The organism is Pseudomonas sp. HN11 (assembly GCF_021390155.1).
GTDB lineage: Bacteria > Pseudomonadota > Gammaproteobacteria > Pseudomonadales > Pseudomonadaceae > Aquipseudomonas.
The window spans coordinates 6063717-6079895 of sequence record NZ_CP089985.1 but is presented as its reverse complement, the minus strand read 5'-3'; the positions used below and the strand labels follow the sequence as shown (position 1 = coordinate 6079895).

Sequence of the window (16179 nt, the reverse complement as noted above, 5' to 3'; positions counted from 1 at the left end):
GACCGATCCACCGCATTCGCGAGCAAGCCCGCTCCCACATTTTTAATCGGGTTCAGGCATCGGTTATTCGATGAAGGTAACGACGCCACCTTCCAATGACTTCACCCGCGCCAGCGATTCAACCCGATAACCCTGCGCATCCAACTCGGCGCGGCCACCCTGGAACGACTTCTCTATCACAATCCCCAGGCCGGCAACGGTCGCGCCCGCCTGCTTGATGATCGAAATCAGCGCCTGGGACGCCTTGCCGTTGGCCAAAAAGTCATCGATCACCAGCACGCGGTCGCTGCTGGTCAGGTGGCGCGGGGAGATCGCCACGGTGCTTTCGACCTTCTTGGTGAAGGAGTACACCGTCGCCGACAGCAGGTTTTCCGTTAGAGTCAGGGACTGCTGCTTGCGCGCGAAGATCACCGGCACACCCAGGTTCAGGCCGGTCATGATCGCCGGAGCGATGCCCGAGGCTTCGATGGTAACGATCTTGGTGATGCCCGAGTCCTTGAACAGTGCGGCGAATTCGTCGCCGATCAGTTTCATCAGCGCCGGGTCGATCTGGTGGTTCAGAAAGGCGTCGACCTTGAGTACCTGATCGGAAAGCACGATGCCTTCTTCGCGAATTTTCTTATGCAGTGCTTCCACGGAAAGCTTCCTCTAATGGCGCGGTGTGCGCCGAAAAGTAGATTAAAAAGTAGTCGATTCTAGCGCTTTAACATCGCGCGTATATCCGCCAAGGCGGTATTGCCGCGAACGGCCTTCACCTCGGTCGGGGTGTCGTCATTGCCTTCCCAGGCCAGGTCGTCCGGCGGCAGTTCGTCCAGGAACCGGCTGGGGGCACAATCGATGATTTCTCCGTATTGCTTGCGCTTGGCAGCAAAGGTGAAGGCCAGCGTCTGGCGCGCGCGGGTAATGCCCACGTACGCCAGGCGGCGTTCTTCTTCGATGGTGTCGGCTTCGATGCTGGAGCGGTGTGGGAGGATTTCCTCTTCCATACCCATGATGAACACGTAGGGGAATTCAAGTCCCTTGGACGCATGCAAGGTCATCATCTGCACGCCTTCGGCGCCGTCTTCCTCTTCCTGCTGGCGCTCAAGCATGTCGCGCAGCACCAGCTTGCCGATGGCGTCCTCGACGGTCATTTCGCCGTCTTCGTCTTTTTCCAGGGTGTTTTTCAGTGCTTCGATCAGGAACCAGACGTTGCTCATGCGGTAATCCGCGGCCTTGTCGCTGGAACTGTTGGTGCGCAGCCAATTCTCGTAGTCGATGTCCATGACCATGCTACGCAGGGCGCTGATCGGGTCTTCGCCGGCGCACTGCTCGCGGACCTTGTCCATGAAGCGCTTGAAGCGCGACAGGCGATCGATGAAGCGCGAATCCAGGTGTTCGCCCAGGCCTATTTCGTCGGTGGCGGCGTACATCGAGATCTTGCGTTCAGTGGCATAGTTGCCGAGCTTTTCCAGGGTCGTGGAGCCGATCTCGCGGCGCGGTACGTTGATCACGCGCAGGAAGGCGTTGTCGTCGTCCGGGTTCACGATCAGGCGGAAGTAGGCCATCAGGTCTTTGACTTCCTGACGTCCAAAAAAACTGTTGCCGCCCGACAGGCGATACGGCACCTGGTGATGCTGCAATTTCAGCTCGATCAGCTTGGCCTGGTAGTTGCCGCGGTACAGGATCGCGAAATCGCTGTAGGGCCGGTCGGTACGCAAGTGCAGGCTGAGGATTTCCACGGCCACGCGCTCGGCTTCGGCGTCTTCGTTGCGGCAGCGGATCACGCGAATCTCGTCGCCATGGCCCATCTCGCTCCACAGTTGTTTTTCAAATTCGTGGGGGTTGTTCGAGATCAGTACGTTGGCGCAACGCAGGATGCGACTGGTGGAGCGGTAGTTCTGCTCCAGCATCACCACTTTCAGGGACGGGTAGTCGTCCTTGAGCAGCATCAGGTTTTCCGGGCGAGCGCCGCGCCAGGCGTAGATCGACTGGTCATCGTCGCCTACCACGGTGAACTGGTTGCGCTTGCCGATCAGCATTTTCACCAGCAGGTATTGGCTGGCGTTGGTGTCCTGGTATTCGTCCACCAGCAGGTAGCGCACTTTGTTCTGCCATTTTTCGAGGATGTCGGCGTGTTCCTCGAACAGCTTCACCGGCAGCAGGATCAGGTCGTCGAAGTCCACCGCATTGAACGCCTTGAGCGTGCGCTGGTAGTGGGTGTAGACGATGGCGGCAGTCTGTTCCTTGGGGTTGCGAGCGTTCTCCAGGGCCTGCGCGGGCAGGATCAGGTCGTTTTTCCAGGCGCCGATCATGTTCTTGATCTCATCCACGCCGTCGTCGCCTGCGTATTCCTTTTGCATGATGTCGGTCATCAGCGACTTCACGTCGGTCTCGTCGAAAATCGAGAAGCCCGGCTTGTAGCCCAGCCGCGCATGTTCCTTGCGGATGATATTCAGCCCCAGGTTGTGGAAAGTGCACACGGTGAGGCCACGGCCTTCGCCACCCTTGAGCAGGGTGCCGACGCGCTCTTTCATTTCCCGCGCCGCCTTATTGGTAAAGGTCATGGCGACGATGTACTGGGCGCGGATGCCGCACTGCTGGATCAGGTGCGCGATCTTGCGGGTGATCACGCTGGTCTTGCCGGAGCCTGCACCGGCGAGCACCAATAGAGGGCCGCCGACGTAGTTCACGGCTTCTTGCTGCCGGGGATTGAGTCGGGACATACAGAATTTCAGGAGTCGTTGTTCAAAAGGGCGGGCATTTTAACAGGCTCGCAGGATTCTGCTCTGCCAGAACGACAGTGTGACGTACCACTCGATCTAAATTTGCCGGTTTTGATACTTTGCCGCAGGATGTCGGGGGGTATTTGCGACTAATGTTTACAGTTCGCGTGTTTGGTAACCCCTATCATTGGTGATTATCCGGCCGCACGTCATACTGCCCGCCGCCACGAAATTTTGCAGAGTCTAGGGAGCTAGCTTGTCTACGCCTGTCGAACCCTTGCGTTTGCTGCTGCTGGCCGATGAGCCCGCGTGGGCAGCGTTGTTGCGCGAGTGCCTGGCGCCGATGGGCGATGGGGCTGTACTGATCAGCGCGCCAAACTGGGAGTCCGTGAGCCGTCTGTTCGATGACGACCATAGCGCCGTGCTGTTGACCACACCCAGCCTGCAGCCCGGACCTGGCCGTTGCAGCCTGCCGTGCGTGTTGTTGCTGGAGCAGGAACCTTTGGTTTCGCCGTTGGGCGTCAGCGATTGGCTGGTGCGTGACGTATTGGATGCCGATACAGTGCGCCGCTGCCTGCGCCACGTCCGCGAACGCGGTGTGTTGGAAAACACCCTGCAACGCCTCGCCGAGCAGGACCCGCTGACCGGGATCGCCAACCGCCAGGGCTTCCAGACCTTGCTCGCCGCGCGACTGGCCGAGAACGAAGGTCGTGGCCTGGCCCTCGGTCATTTGGACCTCGACAATTTCCGCCACGCCAACGACGCCCTCGGCCACCAGGCCGGCGACCGGCTGATCCTGCAAGTGGTCTCGCGACTCAAGAGCCAGCTTGAGGTCGGCGACCAACTGGCGCGCCTGGGCAGTGACGAATTTGCCCTATTGATCGACACCCGCCGCGCGCCCCAGCGTGCCGATTGGATGGCCGAGCGCATCACTGAAGTCATGGCCGAGCCCTATTGGGTGGATGGCGAGAGCCTGTTGATCGGCTGCAGTCTGGGCGTTGCACATGCCCGCGCCCGCGCCGGTGCCGACCCGCTGATGTGGCACGCCCATATCGCCATGCAACAGGCCAAGAGCACTCAGGGCTGTACCTTTCATATCTTCAACGAACGCATCAATCGTAACGCGCGCAGCCTGGCCGACCTGGAAAGTGAGCTGCGCCGCGCCCTGCGTCGTGATGAACTGGAACTGCATTACCAGCCGCGCCTGGACCTGGACGATGGGCATATCGTCGGCCTTGAAGCTTTGGTGCGCTGGCGCCACGGCGAGCGCGGCCTGTTGCCTCCGAGTGAGTTTGTGCCCCTGGCCGAGCAAAGCGGCCTGATCGTGCCGTTGGGCTACTGGGTAATCTCCCGCGCCCTGCGCGACATGCAGGACCTGCGCGAACGCGGCCTGCCGCCGCTGCATATGGCCGTCAACCTGTCGTTCCGACAGTTTCAGGACAGCCAGCTGCTTTCCACACTCAGCCGGCTGATTGCCGAGCGGGGCGTTGAGGCGCAATGGCTGGAGTTCGAACTCACCGAAACCGCCGTGATGCGCCGCAGTGACCTGGTCAAGCAGACCATGGATGCCCTCGGCCGGCTCGGCGTGCGGTTTTCCCTGGATGACTTTGGCACCGGCTTCTCGTCGTTCGTGCACCTCAACAGCCTGCCGATTGCCCTGTTGAAGATCGACAAAAGCTTTGTCGGCGGCATGGAGGAGCGTGAAGAGAACCGTAAGCTGGTGCATGCCATGATCAACCTGGCTCACAACCTCAACCTGGAAGTGGTGGCTGAGGGCGTGGAAACGCCAGAGCAGCTTGCATTGTTGAGGCTGTTTGGCTGCGACCAGGCCCAGGGTTACCTGATCAGCAAGCCGCTGCCGTTGCCGGAGTTGGTTGACTACCTGACCTTTGGCAACGGCCAGCAAGCCCGCGTGGGCGAAGGGCTTTAATCCGGCTGTGCAGCCTGGAACCCACCGCGGGTTTCGGGCTCGACACCTTCCTGCCGAATCATCCGCTTCATCTTCGCCTCAAACGCCCACGTCAGGCTGACCGCCGCGCACGCCAGGCCCAGCGCCAATCCCCACCACACACCGGTTGGTCCCCAGCCGAGGATGAAGGCCATCAACCAGGCCGACGGTGCGCCAATCAACCAATAGCAACCCGCGCCGATCAGGAAAGTGGTCTTGGCGTCCTTGAGCCCGCGAATGCAGCCCATGGCGATGGTTTGCACGCCGTCGAACAACTCGAACCACGCGGCCACGGCGAGCAGGCTGACGGCCAAGACAATCACGTCATGGAACGCCGGGTCGTTATGGTCAATGAGCAGTCCGATCAGCGGGTCGGAATAAAGCCACAGCACGGCGGCAAATCCCAACATCACCGCTGCGCCAAATCCTATGCCGACGCGCCCGGCCAGACGTGCCTGCAGCAACTGCCCGGCACCGTAATGCTGGCCGATTCGCATGGTTACCGCATAAGACATCCCTGCCGGCACCATGAACGCCACCGAGACAATCTGCAGCGCGATCTGGTGCGCGGCCAACTGCGTGCTGCCCATGGTGCCCATGCACAGCGCCGCGAACGCAAACAACCCGACCTCCACTGCATAGGTGCCGCCGATCGGCAGGCCCAGGCGCCACAACTCGCGCAGGTACTGGGTATTGAGGCGTAGCAGTCCATTGCTCAGCGGGTAGGCGGCATAGCTGCGGTTGCTGCGGATGTACCACATCAACGTCAGGGCCATGCCGTTGGCAACGATGGCCGTGACCAGGCCGATGCCCATCAGGCCAAGCTTGGGCAGGCCGAACATGCCTTCGATCAGTGCGTGGTTGAGCAGGTAGTTAAGTACCGTACCGCCGAGACTGATCACCATCACCGGAGTGGCCTTGCCGATCGCGCTGGTGAAACCGCGCAAGGCCATGAAGCTCAGGTAGCCGGGCAGGGCAAACGGCAGGATCGTCAGGAATTGCCCGGCCGACTGCACGTTGGTTTCAGTCTGGCCGAACACCAGCAACAGCGGTTTTAGGTTCCACAGCAGCAAGCCGGCCGCCAAGGCCATCAGCCAGGCCAGCCACAGCCCGGCCTGGGTCAGGCGGGTGGCGCCTTCGATATCACCGGCGCCATGACGGATAGCCACCAGGGTGCCCACGGCGGCGATCACACCAATGCAGAAAATCGACACGAATGAATAGCTCGCCGCGCCCAGGCCGCCACCGGCCAGGGCTTCGGGGCTCAGGCGCGCCATCATCAGGGTGTCGGTCAACACCATCAGCATGTGCGCCAACTGTGAGGCAATCAACGGCCCTGACAGCCGCAGAATGGCCCAGAGTTCGGTACGTGCCGGATGCTGCATGATCATCACACTCGAAAAATAGGAGGGTTGGGGGAGGGTGGATTCTCGGCGCTCTCAGCCTATTGCACAAAGGGATAAATGCGATCGTTCACATGATTAAAACTCATGCTGGATGAATCTGATACGTTACGGCATCGCCTTGAAGGAGTTTTCCAGATGTCACGTCGCCTTCCTCCGCTTTATGCCCTTCGCGCGTTTGAGGCGGCATCCCGGCACAACTCCTTCACCCGTGCGGCGGAGGAATTATCGATTACGCAAAGTGCAGTCAGTCGACATATCCGAACATTGGAAGAGCACTTTGCATGCCGCCTGTTCCAGCGCAGCGGCCGCACCTTGCAGCTCACCGAGGCCGCACGCCTGTTATTACCGGGCGTGCGCGAAGGTTTCGCCGCGTTGGAGCGGGCCTGCCATACCTTGAACGCTGAAGACGACATCCTGCGCATGAAGGCGCCGTCGACCCTGACCATGCGTTGGCTGTTGGCGCGGCTCAGCCGGTTTCGGGCCTTGCAGCCCGGCAATGAAGTGCAGTTGACCAGCGCCTGGATGAGTGTGGACGAAGTGGACTTCAATCAGGAGCCGTTCGACTGCGCGGTGCTGCTGAGCTACGGGCATTTCCCGGCGGATTGGGAGGCCAGTTATCTTTTCCCGGAATTGCTGATTCCGGTAGGGGCGCCAAATCTGCTGGAGGACGGACCTTGGGATGCGACTCGTCTGGCCACCGCCGAACTGCTGCACCCTACACCCGACCGCCGTGATTGGCGCAACTGGCTGGAGCGCATGGGGCTGTCATCGCAGGTGTCGCTCAAGGGTGGGCAGGTGTTCGATACGCTGGAATTGGGCATGATCGCCGCCGCGCGGGGTTACGGCGTGTCCATGGGCGACTTGCTGATGGTTGCCGAAGACGTGGCCCAGGGCCGACTGAGCCTGCCGTGGCCAACGGCCGTAGCCAGTGGCGAAAATTATTACCTGGTGTGGCCGAAAACCCGTCCCGGCGGCGAACGTTTGCGACGCTTGGCTGAGTTTCTGCAGGCGGAAGTGAAGGCCATGGAATTGCCCCCCGTCCAACGCCTGGATTGAGTAATTGCAGACCGTTTGTGCAATCGTTTGCGTGATACCCCTGTGATTCGCTCAAGTATTGCTTCGGTCCGCCGAAGTAGGTGTGTTGGAACCATCGTGCACCAACGTTTCCCACTAGATAATTTGCCGAGCATCGCTATGAGATCAGGATGATCCTGGCCTCGGCCAGGAGCTGTCATGTCTCAACCTCGTGCTCGGATTGCCTCCCAATTAGGTCTCGCGCTGGCCGTGATCCTGGCTGTTGCCATTGGCGGCAGCACTGTTTTTGCCTTGCGTTCGCTTGATGCTGCCAACCTCGCCACCCGTGAGGAACACTTGGCCAGCGAGGCGCGGCTGCTCGCCGACCAACTCAACACGTTTCATAGCACCCTGCGCGAAAGTACCCAGCGACTGACGGGGCTTTTTGAAAAGCGCTTCAGTGCCGGCTTGAGCGTGCGCGCCGACCAACCCGTCGCGGTCGCCGGCGTACAGGCTCCAAGTCTGTACCTGGGTAGCGATCTGCTGAACAACAACTTCGATGAAGTGGATGAGTTCAAGCAAATGTCTGGCGGCGTGGCCACGGTGTTCGTGCGCAGCGGCGACGATTTCATCCGCGTCAGCACATCCCTCACCAAGCAGGATGGCAATCGCGCCATCGGTACTGTGCTTGACCGCAATGGGCCAGCTTATCCGCGAGTATTCGGTGGGCAGACTTATATCGGTCGTGCGGTGTTGTTCGATCGTTCCTACATGACCCAGTACAGCCCGGTGCGTGACAGCAGCGGCCAAGTCATCGCGGTGCTGTTCATCGGTTTCGACTATACCGACGCCCAGAACGCGCAGTTCGAGAACCTCAAGCGCTTCCGTATCGGCCAGACCGGTTCCCTGGCCCTGCTGGACGAGCAAAAGCGTTGGCTGGTGCCGCCGGCTGGTGTGCAGGTGCCGGATCAGGCGATCCCGGTGATGCAGGACCTGGCGAAAAAGCCGGGTGAAGGCCGTTTCTGGAGCGACAAGAACGAAGATTTCTACAGTGTCTCGGTGCCCTTCGACGGCGGGCCGTGGGCAGTCGTCGCGAGCATGCCCAAGGCCGAGATTCGCTCGGTGACCTGGGACGTCGGTATCCGCCTGGTGATCGGCAGCGTGCTGGCCATGCTGCTAGCGGTGGGCGCAACGGTCTGGCTGCTGCGCAGCAAATTAGCGCCGTTGGGCGACCTGGTACGCCAGGCCGAAGCCTTGGGGGCGGGCGACTTGAGCGCACGCCTTAATGTGTCCAGCCATGACGAAATCGGTCAACTGGCGCGCAGCTTCAACCAGATGGGTGATGCGCTGTCGACCATGGTCTCGCATATCCGCAAGGCGGCCGAAGAGGTCAACAGCCGTGCTCAGGCGTTGTCTGGGTTATCCGGTGGTGCTTATGAAGGCATGGAGCAGCAGTCCGGCGAGATCACCAGCATGGCTGGCGCGGTGGAAGAGTTCAGCGCTACTTCGCTGAACATCGCCGACAACATGGGCAGTACCGAACGTCTGGCCCAGGAAAACGCCCAGCAAACCCGTATCGGGCGTAACTCGATGCAAGAGGCGTCTGCGTCCCTGGAACACATCGCCACTGCGCTGAACAGCACGGCGACGGTGATCAATACTCTGGGCCAGCGCTCCCAGGAAATTGGCGGGATCGTCGGCGTGATCACTTCGATTGCTGAACAAACCAACCTGCTGGCGCTCAACGCTGCCATCGAAGCCGCACGGGCGGGTGAGCAAGGCCGGGGGTTTGCCGTGGTCGCCGATGAAGTGCGCAACCTGGCGTCGCGTACCCGAGAGGCTACCGATGAAATCTCCGGGATGATCCAGAGCATCCAGCAAGAAACCGGCAACGCCATCAGCACCATGGAGCGCGGCAACGTATTGATGCAGGAAGGCCTGTCGCGCAACGCCGATGTGGCATCGGCACTGGCGCGTATCGACGAGCAAAGCCGCTCGGCCGGTCAGCAATTCGCTGCGATCACCACCGCCACCCAGGAACAGAGCAGCACCGCGACTTTGCTCAGCAGCAACCTTCAGAGTATTGCGCTGGCCAACAGCGAGCAGCGCGAAGTGGTGTCGAACCTGGCGATTACCGCCAAGGAACTGGAGACCCTGGCGGCGGGCCTGCGACATGAGGTGGATCGGTTCCGCTGAGGCCTAGCGGTCGGCCAGCCCTGGGTCCACGCGCTTGCCGATGTCCTTGAGGCGCGCCAACTGGTCGACCATGCCGGGTGCTTCGTCCATGCTGGTGACGAAGGTCCACAGGTAGGTCATGACCGCGTACACGTGGCCGGCCTTGACCGCGGGGGACAAGGCCAACTGGCTGATGGCGACCACAAAGAGCAAGGCGGCCAGCGTGCCGAGAAACAGGTACGCAGCGGCCTCGCGGTCTGACAGCCAGATCCGCAGGCGCGACAGCACCTGGTAGTGACGTCGCAAGGTCGGTGCGCCGACTTTTTCCACCAGGCCGATTTCCTTTTCCAAACGGTTGTTCAGGCGCTCATGCAGCTCTTGGTTACGTTGGGCAAAGCGCGGCAACAGCGTGATACACAGCCCCAGTGCGCCCAGGCACGCGAGGCCGACCCAGGGCTCGATCACGATCAGCATCACCGCCGCGCCAATAATCGACACCAGTGCCGTGGCTATGATCGGCACGTGCTTCTCAAAGAAGTCGACGAACTCCCGTGCGAGCACTACCCGTGCTGCCGATTTCGAGGTGCTGTGATGCTGCAGGCGCTGGTTCAGAATCACCGGCACCGCCAGGTCGGCGTAGATTCGGGTGAAGGTGCGAGTGTCCAGCGCACGGCGTGCTGCGCCGACGACCCAGAACGCCAGGACCACGGCGGCATAGAACAGAGCGTTGCTGGCATCGCCACGGATGATCGCATCCACCGCAAATCCGGCAAACAACGGGTACGCCAGCAGCAGGGCATTCTCCAGGGCGACCAGTGACAGCGTACCGCACAGCTTGCCGGGATAGGCTTTGGCGATGGCCTTGAGGGTCTGGCCGGCGGATTGCTGGCCGATTTTCTTGCTTTCTTCGATCAGGACTTGAGGGGTGACGGATGTCATGGGTGCACCAAAGGGATGATAGACGCTATTATTGAGCGACTGCTCAAGTATCCTTGAGCGACCGCTCAAAAAGCAAGCGCCGCTTATCTGCCGGTGCCAAAAGGAATACCTATGTCGCGTATCGACCGTAAAGACCAGATCATCGCCGCCGCGCTGGAGCTGTTCCGCAGCAAGGGGTTTGCCGATGTGTCCACCCGCGACCTGGCCGAACATGCCGGGCTGTCCCGTAGCCACGTCTATCACTACTTCAGTGATTGGAAGGAGCTGCGCCGCGAAGCTTTTGTGCGGTTTGCCAACGAACAGTTGGACGAAGTGCGTGCGCCCCTTGCAGAAGCCCCCCCCCTGGAAGCCTTCATGGGTTTTTTGCGTGACTGCCTTCCGAGTACCGCCGATGCAGGCTGGGCACTGTGGCTGGATGCATGGGACGAAGCGATGCAAGACCCGCAAATGGCCCAGGCTTACCTGGTGATCAATGCTCAATGGCAAGGCATGCTCGCCGAGGTGATCGAGCGAGGTGTCGCTGCCAATGTCCTGCGTTGTGACTCGCCACAACGCGCTGCCCGCCAGATCTTTGCCGTGGCGATGGGCTACGCCGACGACCTGATGCTCAAACCCTCCAAGGAGTCGGCCGAAGCGGCCTTGGATGAAGTGATGGAAGTGGCGCGGTTGCTGCTGCACTTTCCAGAGTCACTCTAGCCTACAGCCGCGGGCCGATACTGCAACGCCTCCGCCAGATGCGGCCGTGTGATGTTATCGGCGTGCTCAAGGTCGGCTAGGGTACGTGCCACTTTGAGCAGCCGATGGGCTGCGCGCAGGGAAAGCGTCAGCCGTTCACAGGCGTTTTCCAGCCAGCTTTCGTCCATCTTCGCCAGCTTGCAGTGCTTGCGTAGCCCCGGCAGATCAAGGAAAGCATTCGCACAGCCCTGGCGTTGCTGTTGGCGATCGCGGGCATGGGCAACCCGTGCCGACGCATCGGCCGTGTTATCGCCCGCCTGCTGGGTAGGATTCAACGCGGTGGCTTCTCGCGCTACAGTAAGGTGCAAGTCGATGCGATCCAGCAGTGGTCCGGAGAGCTTGTTGCGATAGCGCTGGATCTGCTCCGGCGTACAGCGACAACGTCCGCTGGGTTCGCCCATGTACCCGCAAGGGCAGGGGTTCATGGCGGCGACCAGTTGGAAGCGGGCCGGGAAGCTCACGCGGTCGCGGGCACGGGAAATCACGATGTGCCCTGATTCCAGTGGCTCGCGCAGCACCTCCAATACTTTGCGGTCGAACTCCGGCAGTTCATCCAGAAACAGCACTCCGTGGTGGGCAAGGGTGATTTCTCCTGGCTGCGGTTTTGATCCACTGTAGGTTTTATCAATTAATGCGACTGAAGTGCTCTGGAAGCCGCTTTTTCTGGGCTTGCCTAAAGAAATAAAGTGCGACCGCTTTTGGAAATAGATGCGACTACGTCTAAAAACGCTGCCATTAGGTGCGACTATCCTAAGAGGAGATTTGGAGCCGTTACGGCAACCGCTCGACGCTGGTGACCAGCCAGATGCTGGTGGACAAATGGCATGCACTGATCGGCGATCCGACCTTGGGCGATGCGATCCTCGACCGGCTGGTGCACAACGCATATAGGATCGAACTGAAGGGCGAATCGATGCGCAGGCGCGCAACGAAATTGACGACGGCAGGGACTTCAGACTAACAATGCAAAACTGCGTCGCCGCGCTCCGACTGCCTGTCCAAGTGGACGTGGATCAGATGTCCAAGTGCGCGTGGAACGAGTGTCCAAATGATCGTGGGCTGAGTGTCCATGTGTCGTGGAATCCGCAGTCTTTGAAGCGTCCGGCCAGACTGATCTGCGGTTTGGGATAAGTAAATGCGCAGCGGTTGACCGAATGCAACCAGGCAGGCTCCAGCCTAAAAGGAGCTTGATCGTAAAAATTTAATGTTAAATCTGACAAGAACCACCTCAAATTTACATCCGCAACAAGGCTGCGCTGCATGCCTCCTGCACGGAACATTGCATTCGTGCCTCAGCCCATCACAGATTCTGCTTCATACGTAAGGCAAACAATTCTTTGCGTTAATGCCGATTTCAGCCGGTTAAGCAAAATATTCTTTGCTTTACAGCAATGACGACAATCCACTGCTGAGAAATTTTGGAATCAACCGTTGACCAACGCGATCGTGCAAATTGGCGGGTGTCCACATTCCATGAAATGTGGACACCCGCCAAGGATAGTCAAAAAAATAGTCAATCAATTCGTTACTGTGGTGGATACGAAAGGCGTGCTGTAGGAGAAAAACTCCACCTGCTCAGTCCGATGGACACTCCACTTTTTTGTATAACCCTCTGGTCTTTCTCGTACTGCAGCATGCGTGATTACCAACCGCCTCTTGGCACGAGAAACTCCTACAAAAAATGCACAGCGATTCGCATCTTGATCACCGAAGAAAATTTCGTTATCGACGGCCATGATGATGACGGAATCGAATTCCAATCCTTTGCTTTTATGGATGGTTAAGATTCTGACTGCTTGATCGTCCGAGAAGCGCAGCAGTGCCTTGGGAAGCTCAGGCTCAAGCTTAAGCAAATCTTCAATGCGAGTTCTTGTGTCGCGCAATACTTCCCCTAACCGATCCTGTGATTCGTAGTCTGGAGAGAGCGCAGTCAGCGTATCTAAACCAATATGCTGGAGAAGAGCTTTCGCTGTTTCCCACCACCCCTCGAATGACTCACCGATTAAGTCCGCTATCGCGACGTTCTTACGCTGTGCTTTGATGAACCGGCCTAGATCCTGCCGCACACTGGCCTGTAATTCTTCATCTGCGTATGGAATCAACTGGTCCATCAGTCTCATCCACGCCTTGGGCTCGCGCTGGCCATAAATGCACAATAGGTAGTCCACAACTAGGCGCGCAGCAGGCTCAACGGTGATGTCCTGCATTTGCTGTTCATTTCGGTAAGGGATGCCCCGCGCCTCCAAAGCGCTCATCAGTTGAAGGGCGTATTGGTCAAGGAGTTTGGACACCAAAATGGCGATTTGAGAAATAGGTACTGACTCTTTGCGGACCCATTCAGAAATCAGATCCGCCAGGCTCTCAGCTTCAATCTCGCTATTTTCATACCTATAGGCGAACACCTCGCCTTCGTCTCCCTCAAGCTGGTCGTCAGTCATGACCGAGGCTGGGTCAAGCACTCGGATAATCTCATTCTGCATTCGCAGTAAACGGGGTTTGGAGCGAAAATTGCGATACATATTGAGTGGGATTGCATTGAAGTCCTCGGCAAACGTCTTAAAAATTCCGTCAAGTGCGCCTGCCCAACCCATAATTTTCTGCTTGGTATCCCCAACTGCTGTCAGTCGAATGGACGTGCCAATGAATGCAGTTTTAATCAGCCGATACTGCTGATCAGTGCAGTCTTGGAATTCATCCAGAAAAACATCGCTGTAAGTTTGCCGAATCGCATTTCGAGCGATGGCCGATTTCTCGAGTATCTGAATAGCCAGAGGAACAAGGTCACCGAATTCAATCTGTTTACTGCCAATTTTTCTATCGCCGATTTTGTAGCCTGGATCGAGACTGTCGTTACCTGTTAGAACTGGCCGAAATCTATCGATGATCCGTTTTGCGAAGGCGTGGAACGTGTGGCTATCGAAGCGTGATGAAAGGTCGTTCCCGCAACGCCGCTGAACACGCTCCTTGAGGTTTTTACTCGCATCTACCTTGAATGAGATTGCCAAAATCCGCTTTGGATACCGGCAGGTGCCGGTTCTTAAGAGGAAGTCTGCGCGCTGAGCGAGCATTTCTGTCTTGCCCGCCCCAGGGCCAGCGGTAAGAGCCAGGCAGCGCTCTTGTTCCCTTGCAGCGAGGGATGCATTGGGTTCGAGCGTCAGTCCGTCTGCTGGTTGCCACGCATCAATGGAGATCACTCAGGAATCTCCTCAAGCATAGCGATGACTGCATCGGCCAAATCATTGAGTGACTTAGGCATTCCTATGAGCAACTGATCATCGGTTAGCTTGGCCAGTGCCTCAAGGTGTGCTGCGGGCTTGCTACCTAGCTTGAAGCTTTGATGATACGTACCAAATAACTTCAGCTCCTCAGGGGTGTATTGAGCTGAATTGTGATGGCTCTTACCCAGGACTGCCTTGATGGTCTGGGCATCTGGATCTTCTTTAACCACTTGGTAGGCATCTGGGTACGCAAGAAGCAATGCAAAATCCAGGTCCATTGGGAAGGAGAAGAAAACACCACGCTCTTGTAGTGCGGCGAAGAAGTCCTTGTTGTCCTCACCAAAATAATGGTGAGTGCGCAAAGGCGTGACGTCATCGTCCCACTTCGGAATTGTCACTAGATTGGAAAGCATTTTAGTGGGCTCGAATTTAGCGAATTGGTCGTTCACATATTTTATCCGCCCCCATCCCGCCGCATATCGAGCAACATCCAGATCCAAGAGAGTCACGTACGGGATTTGCAGCTCTGACAGCAGGCGCCAGAAGTGATTCACATGCCTGCCACCCAATGGCGCAATCGTGATCGCTGATTCATCCACTGGTGTGCCTTTGGCGCGTAGCAGCCGGGGTAAAACGATCTCCTCACTATCTCCTTCACCCAAGACAACCAACCGGGAAAAATAGACTTCCGGAAATGCTTGAACGGCTTCACGCACATACTTGTGAGCATCGTCGGTCTTTTCAGGAAGCTTGATACATGTGACTCGCGTTTGCCGAGCATCCGTTAGACGGAGGTAGCGGATATGTTCCGGCTCCACTCTGCGCAGCATGGAGGGCGCATGTGTTGCTATCAAAGCCTGAGCATCGGGATGTTTCACCATCGAGTTCAATGCGTTGACGATACGGCCCAAGTAATGGGGGGAAAGACTATTCTCTGGTTCCTCAACCGCGATGAGGGTAAAAACAGGTGGCCGCAGCCTGTCAGGGTCGAAAGACGTATTTTCTCCAGACAAGACTGCCCGGCCAATAGCCTGGGATGACAGAACCAATGACAGATAGAGCATCGACTTCTGGCCGTCACTCAAGCGGGCAAAGTCGACGAGATTGTCGTCATGCCCAGGGGAAAAGGAGACGGACAAATGCCGGAGAAGGGACTCGATTTCGGAGGCCACAAAGGTGATCTTGGGGTCCGTGAAGAAACGGCCCTTATGCAGCTCGCCCCATACAGCCCTAAGACTGGTACTAAATGCGTCAATGCAAGGGTTGGCGGCTAAGCTTTCGCTGATTTGATCAGTGAGTCCCTTGATAGTGGATCGCTCACTGTCCCATTGCACTGAGCGCAAAATCCGCCCGAGTAATGCATTGGCGCCATAGGCGATGTGATCTGCGGGGTCACGTCTGGCTGGGAGGTAGTGCACGTGGATGTGGTTGCGTTCTGGACGTGCAACCTGTGCTGTGTTGAGTGGAGCTCCCTCTGTATCCACATCAAGCACATACACCAGGCTTTCTTCAATATCGCCATCTATGCCCATAGTTGCTTCGAGGCGGTAGCGAACACGTGGGATGCCATCCAGCTCATCAAGCCGCATGTGCCCGAAATGGGGAGCAACGGTGCTGTTATCTTCGTCTTTGGTCAGCTCGGGAAAAAGGAAGTCGGCTTCTATCCAGAGCTTTCGCTCTTCTGGAGCTTCAACTTCAATGTGTGGGACATGGAAGTCGGAGCGCTGGATGCGCCGCAGTGAAGGATCGAAAGCGAAAAGTCGGCATAGAGCTTGTAGAGCAGCCGTTTTACCCGAGCCGTTCGGACCAATCAGATAGGTGATTTTGTCAAAACTCAGCTCTGTAGGTTTCAGTCCAAAGGATTGAAAGTTAGACAAGCGTATAGATTGTAATTTCATAGCTCGACTGGACCATCCCTTCCATATTCATCTTGGGTTCGCTTCCGAACCCCCACCGCTTAATTTCCCATAGTGGCTATCAAAGTGCCATACAGACGATTGAATAGGGTTAGCGAAAACATATGCTAAGCACCGGTTTTT

General features: G+C 58.0%; 11 protein-coding genes and 1 pseudogene. 5 read left to right on the top strand and 7 right to left on the bottom strand.

The window, feature by feature from the left end; genetic code table 11:
• Positions 1-63: 63 nt before the first annotated feature.
• Both LVW35_RS28010 and rep read right to left on the bottom strand, forming a co-directional pair.
• Positions 64-636, bottom strand: a complete 573-nt coding sequence (locus tag LVW35_RS28010) for a xanthine phosphoribosyltransferase (RefSeq protein ID WP_025856334.1) — start codon at positions 634-636, stop codon at positions 64-66.
• Positions 637-695: 59 nt separating this feature from the next.
• Positions 696-2705, bottom strand: coding sequence for a DNA helicase Rep (rep, locus tag LVW35_RS28005; RefSeq protein ID WP_233892942.1), 2010 nt, complete (start codon positions 2703-2705; stop codon positions 696-698).
• A gap of 256 nt (positions 2706-2961) precedes the next feature.
• Between rep and LVW35_RS28000 the strand changes: the two genes are divergently transcribed.
• Entirely contained in the window at positions 2962-4635 is a 1674-nt protein-coding gene (locus tag LVW35_RS28000; RefSeq protein WP_233892941.1) for a putative bifunctional diguanylate cyclase/phosphodiesterase, read from the top strand.
• On the opposite strand, the gene LVW35_RS27995 is transcribed toward LVW35_RS28000, so the two are convergent.
• A complete protein-coding gene (locus LVW35_RS27995) occupies positions 4632-6044 on the bottom strand; it encodes a NorM family multidrug efflux MATE transporter (protein WP_233892940.1) in 1413 nt (470 codons plus the stop codon). The two genes, LVW35_RS28000 and LVW35_RS27995, sit on opposite strands and share 4 nt — an antisense overlap.
• 150 nt (positions 6045-6194) lie before the next feature.
• Here LVW35_RS27995 and LVW35_RS27990 point away from each other — a divergent pair, with 150 nt between their 5' ends.
• Together LVW35_RS27990 and LVW35_RS27985 are read left to right on the top strand one after the other, a co-directional pair.
• A complete protein-coding gene (locus LVW35_RS27990; RefSeq protein WP_233892939.1) occupies positions 6195-7115 on the top strand; it encodes a LysR substrate-binding domain-containing protein in 921 nt (306 codons plus the stop codon).
• Positions 7116-7292: 177 nt separating this feature from the next.
• Positions 7293-9269 carry a methyl-accepting chemotaxis protein gene (locus tag LVW35_RS27985; RefSeq protein ID WP_233892938.1) on the top strand — a complete coding sequence of 659 codons (1977 nt, stop codon included), beginning with the start codon at positions 7293-7295 and terminating at the stop codon, positions 9267-9269.
• Positions 9270-9272: 3 nt separating this feature from the next.
• On the opposite strand, the gene LVW35_RS27980 is transcribed toward LVW35_RS27985, so the two are convergent.
• Positions 9273-10187 carry an ABC transporter six-transmembrane domain-containing protein gene (locus LVW35_RS27980; RefSeq protein WP_233892937.1) on the bottom strand — a complete coding sequence of 305 codons (915 nt, stop codon included), beginning with the start codon at positions 10185-10187 and terminating at the stop codon, positions 9273-9275.
• 111 nt (positions 10188-10298) lie between these two features.
• On the opposite strand from LVW35_RS27980, the gene LVW35_RS27975 reads away from it, so the two are divergent.
• Positions 10299-10883, top strand: coding sequence for a TetR/AcrR family transcriptional regulator (locus LVW35_RS27975; RefSeq protein WP_233892936.1), 585 nt, complete (start codon positions 10299-10301; stop codon positions 10881-10883).
• Here the strand turns inward: LVW35_RS27975 and LVW35_RS27970 are convergent.
• Positions 10880-11752 carry an ATP-binding protein gene (locus tag LVW35_RS27970; protein WP_233892935.1) on the bottom strand — a complete coding sequence of 291 codons (873 nt, stop codon included), beginning with the start codon at positions 11750-11752 and terminating at the stop codon, positions 10880-10882. The genes LVW35_RS27975 and LVW35_RS27970 overlap by 4 nt on opposite strands.
• Here LVW35_RS27970 and istB point away from each other — a divergent pair.
• A pseudogene (istB, locus tag LVW35_RS27965) lies at positions 11692-11883 on the top strand (IS21-like element ISPsy14 family helper ATPase IstB); the annotation flags it as partial. The gene LVW35_RS27970 and the pseudogene istB overlap by 61 nt on opposite strands.
• Before the next feature lie 556 nt (positions 11884-12439).
• Here istB and LVW35_RS27960 read toward each other — a convergent pair.
• Positions 12440-14116, bottom strand: a complete 1677-nt coding sequence (locus tag LVW35_RS27960) for a UvrD-helicase domain-containing protein (RefSeq protein ID WP_233892934.1) — start codon at positions 14114-14116, stop codon at positions 12440-12442.
• Complete coding sequence (locus LVW35_RS27955) at positions 14113-16038, bottom strand: ATP-dependent nuclease (protein WP_233892933.1); 1926 nt, start codon at positions 16036-16038, stop codon at positions 14113-14115. Before LVW35_RS27955 ends, LVW35_RS27960 begins: the two co-directional genes overlap by 4 nt.
• Positions 16039-16179: the final 141 nt, after the last annotated feature.